General features: G+C 55.6%; 12 protein-coding genes and 1 other annotated feature. Of the genes, 6 read left to right on the forward strand and 6 right to left on the reverse strand.

Annotation, left to right across the window (positions count from 1 at the left end; translation table 11 throughout):
• Positions 1–12: 12 nt before the first annotated feature.
• Both dgcN and ABLU73_RS23960 read right to left on the reverse strand, forming a co-directional pair.
• A complete protein-coding gene (dgcN, locus tag ABLU73_RS23955) occupies positions 13–1,236 on the reverse strand; it encodes a diguanylate cyclase DgcN (protein WP_004206845.1) in 1,224 nt (407 codons plus the stop codon).
• Positions 1,229–1,738: a YfiR family protein gene (locus ABLU73_RS23960; protein WP_017900644.1), complete on the reverse strand. Its 510-nt coding sequence runs from the start codon at positions 1,736–1,738 to the stop codon at positions 1,229–1,231. Before ABLU73_RS23960 ends, dgcN begins: the two co-directional genes overlap by 8 nt.
• 342 nt (positions 1,739–2,080) lie before the next feature.
• On the opposite strand from ABLU73_RS23960, the gene aroF reads away from it, so the two are divergent.
• From aroF to ABLU73_RS23975, 3 genes are all read left to right on the forward strand, one after another.
• Positions 2,081–3,151, forward strand: a complete 1,071-nt coding sequence (aroF, locus tag ABLU73_RS23965) for a 3-deoxy-7-phosphoheptulonate synthase AroF (RefSeq protein ID WP_060656637.1) — start codon at positions 2,081–2,083, stop codon at positions 3,149–3,151.
• 9 nt (positions 3,152–3,160) lie between these two features.
• A complete protein-coding gene (gene tyrA, locus ABLU73_RS23970; protein WP_049003974.1) occupies positions 3,161–4,282 on the forward strand; it encodes a bifunctional chorismate mutase/prephenate dehydrogenase in 1,122 nt (373 codons plus the stop codon).
• A 62-nt stretch (positions 4,283–4,344) separates the two neighbouring features.
• Positions 4,345–5,217: an SMP-30/gluconolactonase/LRE family protein gene (locus ABLU73_RS23975; protein ID WP_114505791.1), complete on the forward strand. Its 873-nt coding sequence runs from the start codon at positions 4,345–4,347 to the stop codon at positions 5,215–5,217.
• On the opposite strand, the gene pheA is transcribed toward ABLU73_RS23975, so the two are convergent.
• The 4 genes from pheA to bamD all read right to left on the reverse strand — a co-directional run bounded on the left by pheA (position 5,214) and on the right by bamD (position 7,973).
• Complete coding sequence (gene pheA, locus ABLU73_RS23980; protein WP_049092790.1) at positions 5,214–6,374, reverse strand: bifunctional chorismate mutase/prephenate dehydratase; 1,161 nt, start codon at positions 6,372–6,374, stop codon at positions 5,214–5,216. The two genes, ABLU73_RS23975 and pheA, sit on opposite strands and share 4 nt — an antisense overlap.
• Positions 6,375–6,398: 24 nt before the next feature.
• Positions 6,399–6,523 (reverse strand) — a sequence feature (Phe leader region).
• Complete coding sequence (pheL, locus tag ABLU73_RS23985; protein ID WP_100250063.1) at positions 6,475–6,522, reverse strand: pheA operon leader peptide PheL; 48 nt, start codon at positions 6,520–6,522, stop codon at positions 6,475–6,477. Its footprint overlaps the feature before it by 48 nt.
• A gap of 105 nt (positions 6,524–6,628) precedes the next feature.
• The gene (gene raiA, locus ABLU73_RS23990) at positions 6,629–6,964 is read right to left on the reverse strand and encodes a ribosome-associated translation inhibitor RaiA (RefSeq protein WP_002914111.1); all 336 of its coding nucleotides are present in this window, start codon (positions 6,962–6,964) and stop codon (positions 6,629–6,631) included.
• 271 nt (positions 6,965–7,235) lie between these two features.
• Positions 7,236–7,973: an outer membrane protein assembly factor BamD gene (gene bamD / locus ABLU73_RS23995; protein ID WP_004145664.1), complete on the reverse strand. Its 738-nt coding sequence runs from the start codon at positions 7,971–7,973 to the stop codon at positions 7,236–7,238.
• A gap of 131 nt (positions 7,974–8,104) precedes the next feature.
• Between bamD and rluD the strand changes: the two genes are divergently transcribed.
• The 3 genes from rluD to clpB all read left to right on the forward strand — a co-directional run bounded on the left by rluD (position 8,105) and on the right by clpB (position 12,515).
• Entirely contained in the window at positions 8,105–9,085 is a 981-nt protein-coding gene (gene rluD, locus ABLU73_RS24000; protein ID WP_004206840.1) for a 23S rRNA pseudouridine(1911/1915/1917) synthase RluD, read from the forward strand.
• On the forward strand, positions 9,082–9,813 hold the full coding sequence (yfiH, locus tag ABLU73_RS24005) for a purine nucleoside phosphorylase YfiH (RefSeq protein WP_023318894.1): 732 nt from the start codon (positions 9,082–9,084) through the stop codon (positions 9,811–9,813). The genes rluD and yfiH overlap by 4 nt, the downstream gene beginning before the upstream one ends.
• Before the next feature lie 128 nt (positions 9,814–9,941).
• Positions 9,942–12,515: an ATP-dependent chaperone ClpB gene (clpB, locus tag ABLU73_RS24010; protein ID WP_004206837.1), complete on the forward strand. Its 2,574-nt coding sequence runs from the start codon at positions 9,942–9,944 to the stop codon at positions 12,513–12,515.
• Positions 12,516–12,888 lie beyond the last annotated feature (373 nt).

Raw genomic sequence — 12,888 nt, forward strand, 5'->3', positions numbered from 1 at the left:
ATGCGTCCTTTATTATTTCAGCGTCTGCTGGATACGTTGGTTTTTCATCCGATACATATTCTGATCGGCAAGTTCTTGCAGTGATTCCGCAGTGGCGTGCTCCCACGCCAGGGCATAACCGACACTCAGCGAGAGCGTGGCGCTATGGCCATTGTGCAGATTGAATGGCGGAAGAAATTGTTCCGACAGCGCCTGGCACAGGGCCTGGACTTCTGCTTCCGAGCGCACCTCGCGCAGCAGAACGGCAAACTCATCGCCGCCGAGACGCCACGCCAGATGGCGTTTACCGGCGAAAGTCATCAGGCGGCTGGCGACTTCCATCAGCACTTTATCGCCCGCCGCATGTCCCCAGTTGTCATTGATCAATTTGAAGTTATCGCCATCGAGAAACAGTAACGCTGAGGTCTGGTGATCCACTTCATTTTTCATCAGCTCGGCAAGCGCGTTGCGAAAGGCGGCGCGGTTAGCCAGGCCGGTCAACGGATCGTGTAACGAGCTGCGCAACAGCTGAGCATTTTTGGCCTGCAGCTGGCGCTGCCAGTCCTCCATCTCCCCCAGCAGACTGTTAAAGTCCTGGGCAAACAGATGGAACTCCTCGATACGCTCCTCCGGCACCCGCCGGGAGAAGTGGCGGTTTTCGCGAATATCATGCACGACCTCGGTGATGCTCTGCAGGGCGGCGACGATCCCCCGGTGCAGGGAGTGGGTCAGTAGCAGGCCGATAAACGAGGCGAGCAGAATGCTGCCTGTCAGTACCAGAATCGAGATGCCCAGAAAGTGGCTAATTAGTTCATCAAGCGCGGTTAGTCGCAGCTCGCCGATTTGTTTGCCCTGGTGCCAGATGGGCTGCACCGTGGGCTCCGGAAACAGCCATTTACTGATAAGGCCGCTCACTTGTTCTTTGTTGGCCAGCGGTTCGTGGCGCCATGCGGCGAAGGGCTGCTTCTGGCCGTTGAGCACGATTGCCTGGGAAATCTGCCCTTGCTTCCCCAGCGAAGCGAGGGTCTCCTCTGCTGCCGCGCTGTCGCCAAACACCAGGGCGGCTTCGAGACTGCGGCCCATGGTCGCGGCAGTGAGCTCAAGGTTTTTCTGCGCGTACTGCTTGAGCGTGAAAATAGAGGCCGTGCTCAGCAGCAGCCAGACCAGCGTCATGGAAATCACCACGCTTATCACGCTAATGCGACGCAACGCGCGTTTGAACGTCGGGCGCGATGTCTGTGAAAAGTCCTTATTCATGTGGTTTCTTCCGGGCAAGCATCAGGACGTCCGGGTTAACCCGAACCCCGCTGTGCGTCAGAACGTCCAGATTAACGGAGAAGCGGACCCTGTCGTCGTTGATGATCAGGCAAAACGCGCTACCAATTGAGCAATCCGTATTTTGTTCTGCGATGAGTAACAGCGGCCTCGAGCCATAGCGGCGAGTTAATTCCGACTGTTGGGTCGGCGATTCGCTGCCAAAATAAAAACCATCGCAGGTTGTTTTTAACGCTTCTTCACTATTACGTACTATCACCGGTTGATAGGGCAATGCATCCGGATCTTCATGAGCCAGGCTATGGGTGAAGCGTGATGAGGCAAAAATGCACAGCTTCGGCGCCCCTGTTAATGACGGCCAACGGGTATAGGTCACGATCCCGGAAACAATCGCGCGAACATGTTCTGAAGGTCCGGCAGCAAAAACAGGAGATACCGCGATGAGAAAAAATACAGTCAATAAAAGACGGTGTAATACTGTCATTAACGCTTCCGTCAAATTCGCCCTGGCGCGGGAAAAGCCGCTGCCGATGCCCGGCGAAGAATATCACTGATAGCAAAACCCGTCATTAGATGCGCCCTTTGCTTTGGGACAAATCTCACCAGGATTTTTCGTAATGCCGATGGCTCTGATGAGCCATTTTGGCGCGATTTCGCTATGTGTAAATATTTTTGTACGTTTAATGCCGTGGTAAGTGCCAATTAATTTATTGGTGTAAAGTAAAATTTACGGAATATGGATTGAATTCTTTACTTTGTATGGTATCGTTACGTCATGCCCGCTGAGGCAACCCCTATCGCAAACGAGCTACACAGGATCGCAATCATGCAAAAAGACGCGCTGAATAACGTACATATTACCGACGAACATGTGTTAATGACCCCGGAGCAACTGAAGGCGGAATTCCCCCTGAGCGTTGAACAGGAAGCGCAGATCGCGCACGCCCGTGAAACCATCTCCGATATCATCGCCGGCCGCGATCCGCGCCTGCTGGTGGTCTGCGGTCCTTGCTCCATTCACGATCCGGAAGCTGCGATCGAATATGCTCGTCGGTTTAAAGCCCTTGCCGAAGAGGTCAGCGATAGCCTCTACCTGGTGATGCGCGTCTATTTTGAAAAACCCCGTACTACCGTCGGCTGGAAGGGGCTGATTAACGATCCGCATATGGATGGTTCGTTTGATGTTGAAGGCGGCCTGAAGATTGCGCGTCGTCTGCTGGTCGAGCTCGTGAATATGGGACTGCCGCTGGCGACGGAAGCGCTGGATCCCAACAGCCCGCAGTACCTTGGGGATCTGTTCAGCTGGTCCGCCATCGGCGCGCGAACCACGGAATCTCAGACGCACCGCGAAATGGCCTCTGGTCTTTCCATGCCGGTAGGCTTTAAAAATGGCACCGACGGCAGCCTGGCCACGGCCATCAACGCCATGCGCGCCGCGGCGATGCCGCACCGTTTCGTCGGTATCAACCAGGCCGGGCAGGTCTGCCTGCTGCAAACGCAGGGTAACCCGAACGGCCATGTGATCCTCCGCGGCGGTAAGGCGCCAAACTACGGTCCGGACGATGTGGCGAAATGCGAAAAAGAGATGGCGCAGGCGGGACTGAAGCCGTCGCTGATGGTAGATTGCAGTCATGGGAACTCCAATAAAGATTTCCGCCGCCAGCCGGCCGTGGCTGAATCCGTTGTCGCGCAGATTAAAGATGGCAATCGCTCCATTATCGGCCTGATGATCGAGAGTAATATCCACGAGGGCAATCAGTCCTCTGAACAGCCGCGTGAGGCGATGAAATACGGCGTTTCGGTAACGGATGCCTGCATCAGCTGGGAAACCACCGATGCGCTACTGCGTGAACTGGATAAGGATCTCCGCGGCCACCTGGCGGCCCGTTTGGTGTAAGAGGAAAGTATGGTTGCTGAACTGACCGCGTTACGCGATCAAATTGATGAAGTAGATAAAGCGTTGCTTAGCCTGCTGGCTAAGCGCCTGGAACTGGTGGCCGAAGTCGGCGAGGTGAAGAGCCAGTATGGCCTGCCGATTTACGTCCCGGAACGCGAGGCGGCGATGCTCGCCTCCCGGCGTGAAGAGGCGGCTGCGCTCGGCGTTCCACCGGATCTGATCGAGGACATTCTGCGTCGCGTGATGCGCGAATCCTATTCCAGCGAAAACGACAAAGGCTTCAAAACCCTTTACCCGAATCTGCGGCCGGTAGTGATCGTCGGCGGCGGCGGGCAGATGGGGCGTCTGTTTGAGAAGATGTTAACGCTGTCCGGCTACCAGGTGCGCATTCTGGAAAAAGAGGACTGGGCGCGGGCGACGGATATCGTCGCCGATGCCGGCATGGTCATTGTCAGCGTGCCGATTCACACCACCGTGGAGACGATCGCCAGGCTGCCGCCGCTGCCGGCGGATTGCATTCTGGTCGACCTTGCCTCGGTTAAAGCAGAGCCGCTGCAGGCGATGCTGGCGGCGCATCAGGGCCCGGTACTCGGCCTGCACCCGATGTTTGGTCCGGACAGCGGCAGCCTTGCCAAGCAGGTGGTGGTCTACTGCGATGGCCGCCAGCCAGAGGCCTATCAGTGGTTCCTCGAGCAAATTCAGGTCTGGGGCGCGCGCCTGCATCGCATCAGCGCGGTGGAGCACGATCAGAACATGGCCTTTATTCAGGCGTTGCGCCACTTTGCCACCTTCGCCTATGGGCTGCATCTGGCGGAAGAGAATGTGCGCCTTGAGCAGTTGCTGGCGCTCTCGTCACCCATTTACCGGCTGGAGCTGGCGATGGTGGGCCGTCTGTTTGCCCAGGATCCGCAGCTCTACGCCGACATTATTATGTCTTCGGAAAACAACCTGGCGCTGATTAAGCGCTACTACCAGCGGTTTGGCGAGGCGATCGGTCTGCTGGAGCAGGGCGATAAGCAGGCGTTTATCGATAGCTTCCGTAAAGTCGAACACTGGTTTGGCGATTACGCGCAGCGTTTCCAGAGCGAGAGCCGCACGCTGCTGCGTCAGGCGAACGATAATCGGCAGTAAAGCGAAAAAGGTGTATACAATAAAGCCAGCGACCGCTGGCTTTTTTTATAGGGATGACAACGATGGCTGAACCACAACCGCTGTTTGACTACACCGGATACCTGCCGGAATGCCCGACCTGGAGCGAGGCAGAGCAGGCCCTCTACTGGGCTGATATTATGGAATGTGAAATTCACCGCTACGATACCCGCAGCGGCGAACACCAGGTGCTGCAATTTCCGGAGGAGGTCGGCTGTTTTTCCTTGCGCGAGAAGGGTGGGTTTATCGTTGCATTGCGCAGCGGTATCTGGCTGACCGACGCCCACGGTCTGCTACGGCGTAAAGTCTGCGATAACCCGAGCAATCCGGAACTGGCGCGGTTTAACGATGGTGGGACCGATCGCGATGGGCGCTTTTATGCCGGCACCTTCTGGGGCCCGGGGGATTATAACGGCGCGCTGCTGATGCGGGTCGATAACGACCTGAAGCCGACGGTGATCCAGTGTAACATCCATGGCGCCAACGGTCTGGCGTTTAGCGCCGACCGGCGCTGGATGTATACCTCCGATACGCCGAACGCCGTGATCTACCGTACGCCGCTGGATGAGCAGGGTGAGCCTGGCCGGCGCGAAGTCTTTCGCCGTTTTCAGCCTGGCGAAGGGATACCGGACGGGGCGGCGATTGACGTGGAGGGGTGTTACTGGAGCGCAATGTTTGACGGCTGGCGGATCGCCCGTTTCTCTCCGCAGGGTGAGGAGCTGGAGTCCTACCCGATGCCGGTACGTTGCCCGACGATGGTCTGCTTTGGCGGGGCGGATATGCAAACGCTCTATATCACCACCACCCGGGAAAACATGGAGGACGATGAGCTGGCGCAGTATCCGCTGTCCGGCGCCATCTTCACCCTGCCGGTGGCGGTGGCAGGGATGAAGAAATTACCGTTCCGCGAACGTTAAACCGGATCCACCGGCACGACGTTTTCGCTGGGGTAGCAACCGAGAACCTTCATGGAGCGGGTGATCTCCGCCAGCTCCTTCAGCGCCTTGCGCATGGGCAGCGAGTCCAGGTTTGCCTGAATATCGAGATAAAACATCTCTTCCCACGGATTGCCATGGATGGGGCGAGATTCCAGTTTGGTCATGATCAGATTGTGATTGCGCAGCACCAGTAAGGCTTCCACCAGGGCACCCGCCTGCTGACCGGTCGCCATTAACAGCGTGGTCTTCGCCGGAACCTGATCGGAGACGTTTACCGATTTGCGCGCCAGAACGAGGAAGCGCGTAATATTCTGCGTCTGGTTGGCCTGGCAGTGCTCCAGCACCTGCAGGCCGTACAGAGCGCCGCCCGCTTCGCTGCCCAGCGCCGCGACGGTCGGGGCGTTCGCCTGCGCGACTTTTTCCATCGCCGCTGAGGTGCTCTCGGTATATTCAATCTTCCAGTGCGGGTAGCGACTCAGATACTGGCTACACTGCTGGAACGGTTGCGGATGGCTGTAGACGGTCTGAATTTTATCGGCATCCGTCGAGGTGCTGACCAGTACGCAATGATCGATAGGGATCGTCAGCTCGCCTACGATCGACAGGCTGGTGTGCTGCAGCAGATCGTAGACATCGTTGATCCCGCCGGAGCTGGTGTTTTCAATCGGCACTACGGCGTAATCGGCCTGGCCGGTTTCCACCTGATTAAAAATATCGGCGAACTTCGCGCAGCCGCTTTCAATAAACTGCTCAAAGTGGCGAGCGGCGTACTGACGCGCCGCCAGATGCGAATAAGAGCCTTTGGGACCGAGGAACGCCACGCGAGCCGAATGCGGGTTAATTTTATTCAAATGCTGCTGCAGCAGGGTTTGCTGGGTCAGTACAGAGTCTTCGATAATCAGCTGGAACAGGCGGGTGATGTAATGAGCGTCCAGATTATGGCGCTTGCCGAGGGTCATCAGACGCTCCAGCAGATCGCGTTCGCGGTCAATATCACGCACCGGGCGATGGGAGGCCAGTTTGGCTTTACCAACCTCAACAGCCAGCCCGCGACGCTCCGCCAGCAGAGCAAGCAGTTTCTCATCCAGCGCGCTTATCTTGTCGCGCAGCGCCAGTAATGGGTTTTCCTCGGTCATAGATGTTGCCTTTGTTGTTATCCAATAAAAAAGGCCTCCCGGGTGGGAGGCCTTATTGTTCGTCTTCGCATTCTTTCTTATACGACGAATTGCCTCCCGGTCAGGGGAAGGTAAAAAAGAATGCGAAGAAGAACGGGACGAGTTTCATGATGAATTCCTTTAAGTAGTGGGGATTACAGTACCTGTACTGTTTTCACTCTGTCAATAAAAAACGCGCCCGAAGGCGCGTGGCATGACACAACTTAAGTTAAGGATTACTCTTCTTCTTCCACAAAGCCTGCCTCTTTCACCGACGTCGCGGCGCGGCGGGCTTCCCCTTTGTGTTGCACTTTATTGAGCTGCCGTTCCAGCTTGTTGATCAATTCGTTAATGGCGGCGTACATATCTTCATGACGCGCACTGGCAACCAGATGGCCGTTTGGCGTGTTGATGGTTGCATCGGCGATAAAACCCTGCGGCTCCTTAGACAGAATGATGTGCGGGTTAATTAAATGAGTTTGCCACTTATCCAGTTTGGCGAGACGGTCTGCGACATGCTGGCGGATTGCCGGAGTAATTTCCATTTGTTTACTGGTAATGTTCATTGTCATAAATTTTACCTCTTGTCTTTCCCGTCTTGGTGAATCCAGCATACCTTTCCTAATGTCAAAATGTGTGATCTAAATCACGTTTTATTGTCACTTTTTGTCAACGAATTCATTTTGTGAGACAGGGCAGGAAGAAGTGAGATTTTACTTGTCGAACCTGCCAAAGCAGGCCATATTTGATGAGTTAACTCGACGCTAAACCGCTTCAGCTAACCAGGATAACGAATAAAAAAACGGCAGCCAGTGGCTGCCGTTTGCGATCCATGAGTCAGGCTCAGGTGTTCTTACTGTTCGCGGCGATAATCTTCGCGACTTTGTCCGCCTGAGCATTCATCTGCATTTGACGATAGGCATTTTCCATCTTCGGCAGGGCATCGCGGGTGGCCTGGGTATCCGGATAGTTACGCATCATACCTTCCACGCGGTTAACGACGGCAACCCATGCGCCGCGGTCGGTGTAGTAATCCACCACCGACAGCTCATACTTCGCCAGGCGATCTTTCAGGAATACCATGCGCTTATAGGCGTCCGTGGCATACTGGCTGTTCGGGTAGCCACGTACCAGTTTGGAGAAGTCATTGAAGGCATCGCGCGCGTGCTGCGGATCGCGGTCGGAACGATCGACGCCGAAGAAGCCCTGCAGGGCGCTGTCATCCAGAGCCATGTTGGTCAGGCCGCGCATATAGATGACGTAGTCGATGTTCGGATGGGTGGGATTCAAGCGCATGAAGCGATCGATGGCCGCTTGAGCCAGCGGCAGATCGGCGTTTTTGTAATACGCATAAATCAGATCCAGCTGTACCTGTTGGGAATAAGGGCCGAATGGATAACGGTTATCCAACGCTTCCAGTTGCGTTATCGCCTGTTTCCAGTTACCGTCCTGCAGTTTTTGCTGGGCGGTCGCGTAGATTTCATTCGGCGGATTATCAGGCACCTCTTCCTTAGAGCCGGAGCAACCCACCAAAGCCAGGCTCAGTGTGGCGGCTGCCACCAGGTATTTCATGCGCGTCATGACGTTTTGACTTCCTCAAAATGTTTATGCGGGAGAATCTCTGTTCCTGCTCCCGATTAAGACCAGCTACAATAGCACACTATATTAAACGGCAAAGCCGTAAAACCCAACGTTAAACGAAGAAGCTGTATATGGCACAACGAGTACAACTCACCGCAACGGTGACCGAAAATCAACTCGGTCAACGCTTAGATCAGGCTTTGGCCGAATTGTTCCCTGATTATTCGCGATCGCGGATAAAAGAATGGATCCTCGACCAACGCGTATTAGTCAATGGCACCATTGGCGATAAACCGAAAGAAAAAGTGCTGGGGGGAGAACGCATCGCTATCGATGTGGAAATCGAAGAAGAGGCGCGCTTCCAGCCGCAGGATATTCCGCTCAATATCGTTTACGAAGATGATGACATCATCGTGATCAACAAACCGCGCGATCTGGTTGTACATCCTGGCGCGGGCAACCCTGACGGTACTGTGCTGAATGCGCTGCTGCACTACTATCCGCCTATTGCCGATGTGCCGCGTGCGGGTATCGTCCACCGTCTGGATAAAGACACCACCGGTCTGATGGTGGTGGCGAAAACCATTCCAGCGCAAACCCGGCTGGTGGAGTCGCTGCAGTTGCGCGAGATCACCCGTGAATACGAAGCGGTGGCGATCGGTCATATGACCGCCGGCGGTACGGTTGAAGAACCGATCAGCCGTCATCCGACCAAGCGTACCCATATGGCGGTGCACCCGATGGGCAAACCGGCGGTGACCCACTACCGCATTATGGAACATTTCCGCATCCATACCCGCCTGCGCCTGCGTCTGGAAACCGGTCGTACGCATCAGATCCGCGTGCATATGTCGCATATCACCCATCCGCTGGTAGGCGACCAGGTGTATGGCGGCCGCCCGCGTCCGCCGAAGGGCGCGTCGGAGGAGTTCATCACCGCGCTGCGTAAATTCGACCGCCAGGCGCTGCACGCCACCATGCTACGTCTGTACCACCCGATTACCGGCATTGAAATGGAGTGGCACGCGCCCATCCCACAAGATATGGTCGAGCTCATCGAGGCGATGCGCGCCGATTTTGAAGCCCATAAGGACGATATTGACTGGTTATGACTAAACTGATTGTACCGCAGTGGCCAATGCCCGGCAGCGTGGCGGCCTGTAGTTCTACCCGCATCGGCGGCGTGAGTCTGCCGCCCTATGACTCGCTCAACCTGGGCGCCCATTGCGGCGACAATCTGCAGCATGTCGAAGAAAACCGGCGGAGGATGTTTGCCGCCGGCGGCTTACCGTCTTACCCGGTTTGGCTGGAGCAGGTTCATGGTACCGATGTGCTCACGCTGGACGGCGGACCCTATCCGTCGAAACGCGCGGATGCCTCTTATAGCCGTACGCCAGGGACTGTCTGCGCGGTGATGACCGCTGACTGCCTGCCGGTCCTGTTCTGTAACCGCGCCGGTACCGAAGTCGCCGCGGCGCATGCGGGATGGCGCGGCTTATGTGAAGGGGTTCTGGAAGAGACGGTCGCCCGTTTCGCCGATAAAGCCGAAAACATTATGGCGTGGCTGGGACCCGCCATCGGTCCGCAGGCGTTTGAGGTGGGCCCAGAAGTTCGCGACGCTTTTATGGCTAAGGATGAGAATGCGCATCAGGCTTTTCGTCCGGCAGGCGAAAAATATTTTGCTGATATCTACCAGCTGGCTCGGCAGCGCCTGGCAAACGTCGGCGTTGAGCAGATTTTCGGCGGCGATCGCTGCACGCTAAGCGAAAAGGATGATTTTTTCTCTTACCGGCGCGACAAGACCACCGGTCGTATGGCAAGTTTCATTTGGCTGATATAACCTAGAGAATCAAGACGATCCAGAAGGCAAACTTATTTTTCGCATAGTTCAGGTCTTTAACCTTGAATAATTGAGGGATGACCTCATTTAATCTCCAGTAGCAAATTTGACCTGTTATGGGAGGAGTTATGCGTCTGGATCGTCTTACCAATAAATTCCAGCTTGCTCTTGCCGATGCCCAGTCGCTTGCACTCGGGCACGACAACCAATTCATCGAACCTCTTCATTTAATGAGCGCCTTGCTGAATCAGGAAGGGGGATCGGTACGTCCTTTATTAACCTCGGCGGGCGTGAATGCCGGGAAACTGCGCACTGACATCGAACAGGCTCTGAGTCGTTTACCGCAGGTGGAAGGCACCGGCGGCGATGTGCAACCTTCTCAGGATTTAGTGCGGATCCTGAACCTTTGCGACAAGCTGGCGCAAAAGAAAAAGGACAACTTTATATCGTCAGAACTGTTTGTTCTGGCGGCGCTTGAATCACGCGGTACGCTGACCGACCTTTTAAAATCCGCCGGAGCAACAACCGCCAACGTGACTCAGGCGATTGAACAAATGCGCGGAGGTGAAAGCGTGAACGATCAGGGTGCCGAAGACCAACGTCAGGCATTGAAGAAATTTACCGTCGATCTCACCGAGCGTGCCGAACAGGGCAAGCTGGACCCGGTTATCGGCCGTGATGAAGAGATCCGCCGTACCATTCAGGTACTGCAGCGCCGTACTAAAAACAATCCGGTGCTGATTGGTGAACCCGGGGTGGGTAAAACCGCTATCGTCGAAGGCCTGGCGCAGCGTATCGTCAACGGCGAAGTGCCGGAAGGGCTGAAAGGCCGCCGGGTGCTGGCGCTGGATATGGGCGCGCTGGTGGCCGGGGCGAAATACCGCGGTGAGTTTGAAGAGCGTCTGAAAGGCGTGCTGACCGACCTGTCGAAACAGGAAGGCAACGTCATTCTGTTTATCGACGAACTGCATACCATGGTTGGCGCTGGTAAAGCCGACGGCGCGATGGACGCGGGCAACATGCTGAAGCCGGCGCTGGCGCGTGGTGAACTGCACTGCGTCGGGGCGACGACGCTTGACGAATACCGTCAGTACATTGAAAAAGACGCTGCGCTGGAGCGCCGCTTCCAGAAGGTGTTCGTCGCCGAGCCGTCGGTAGAAGATACCATCGCTATTCTGCGCGGTCTGAAAGAACGTTATGAACTGCACCACCATGTGCAGATCACCGACCCGGCTATCGTGGCGGCGGCGACCTTGTCGCATCGCTACATTGCCGACCGGCAGCTGCCGGATAAAGCCATCGACCTTATCGATGAAGCGGCGTCCAGCATCCGTATGCAGATCGACTCGAAGCCGGAAGAGCTGGACCGTCTCGATCGCCGTATCATCCAGTTGAAACTGGAGCAGCAGGCGCTGAAGAAAGAGTCTGATGAGGCGAGTCTGAAGCGTCTTGATATGCTCAACGAGGAGCTGGCGGATAAAGAACGGCAGTACTCGGTGCTGGAAGAAGAGTGGAAAGCGGAAAAAGCGTCCCTCTCCGGCACCCAGACCATCAAAGCCGAGCTGGAGCAGGCGAAAATCGCCATCGAACAGGCGCGTCGCGTCGGTGACCTGGCGCGGATGTCCGAGCTGCAGTACGGCAAAATTCCGGAACTGGAGAAACAGCTGGCGGCAGCCACTCAGTCCGAAGGAAAAACCATGCGTCTGCTGCGTAATAAAGTGACGGATGCTGAAATCGCCGAAGTGCTGGCCCGCTGGACCGGTATCCCGGTCTCCCGCATGATGGAAAGCGAGCGTGACAAACTGCTGCGTATGGAGCAGGAACTGCATCATCGGGTGATTGGTCAGGATGAGGCGGTTGAAGCAGTATCTAACGCTATTCGCCGTAGCCGTGCCGGGCTGTCCGATCCTAACCGGCCGATTGGTTCATTCCTGTTCCTCGGTCCGACCGGGGTCGGTAAAACCGAGCTGTGTAAAACGCTGGCTAACTTTATGTTCGACAGCGACGACGCAATGGTGCGTATCGATATGTCCGAGTTTATGGAGAAACACTCCGTCTCGCGTCTGGTCGGTGCGCCTCCGGGATACGTCGGTTATGAAGAGGGCGGTTACCTGACCGAGGCGGTGCGCCGTCGTCCTTATTCCGTCATCCTGCTGGATGAAGTGGAAAAAGCGCACCCGGATGTGTTCAACATTCTGCTGCAGGTACTCGACGACGGGCGCCTCACCGATGGCCAGGGGAGAACGGTCGACTTCCGTAACACGGTGGTCATCATGACCTCGAACCTCGGTTCCGATTTGATTCAGGAACGGTTCGGCGAGCTGGATTACGGACATATGAAGGACCTGGTGCTGGGGGTTGTCAGCCAGAACTTCCGTCCGGAGTTCATCAACCGTATCGATGAAGTGGTGGTCTTCCATCCGCTGGGTGAGAAACACATTGCTTCTATTGCCCAGATCCAGCTGCAGCGTCTGTATAAACGTCTGGAAGAGCGCGGATATGAAGTGCGGATGTCCGATGAGGCGTTGAAGTTGCTCAGCGCCAACGGATACGATCCGGTATACGGCGCGCGGCCACTGAAACGCGCTATTCAGCAGCAGATTGAGAACCCGTTGGCCCAGCAGATACTTTCCGGTGAGCTGATTCCGGGTAAAACCGTCGAGCTGGTAGTGAAAGACGACCGTATCGTGGCAGTGCAGTAAGTCACAAAACGACAAAAACGGGCCCAGCGGGCTCGTTTTTGTTTAAAAACCAGGCAAGAATTAAAGCTCAACACCTGATTTGGTTGAAAAGTGAGCGATTGAATTCTTTTTTTGAATTTATCCTTGTCACTTCAGAATTACCCCCTATAATGCGCCTCCACTGACACGGAACAACGGCAAGCAAGCCGCCGGGGCAGCAGGATTCAACGGCGAAAGATAACGTTGAAGCCGACAGAGAAAAGCAAAATAAGCGCTTGACTCTGAATGAGGAAAACGTATTATACGGGACCTCGCGACAGAGCGCTAAAGCGCGTCGCAACTGCTCTTTAACAATTTATCAGACAATCTGTGTGGGCACTCAAAGTGACATGGA

The sequence above is a fragment of the Klebsiella sp. GG_Kp175 genome (genome assembly GCF_040062325.1).
GTDB classification, from domain to species: domain Bacteria; phylum Pseudomonadota; class Gammaproteobacteria; order Enterobacterales; family Enterobacteriaceae; genus Klebsiella; species Klebsiella quasipneumoniae.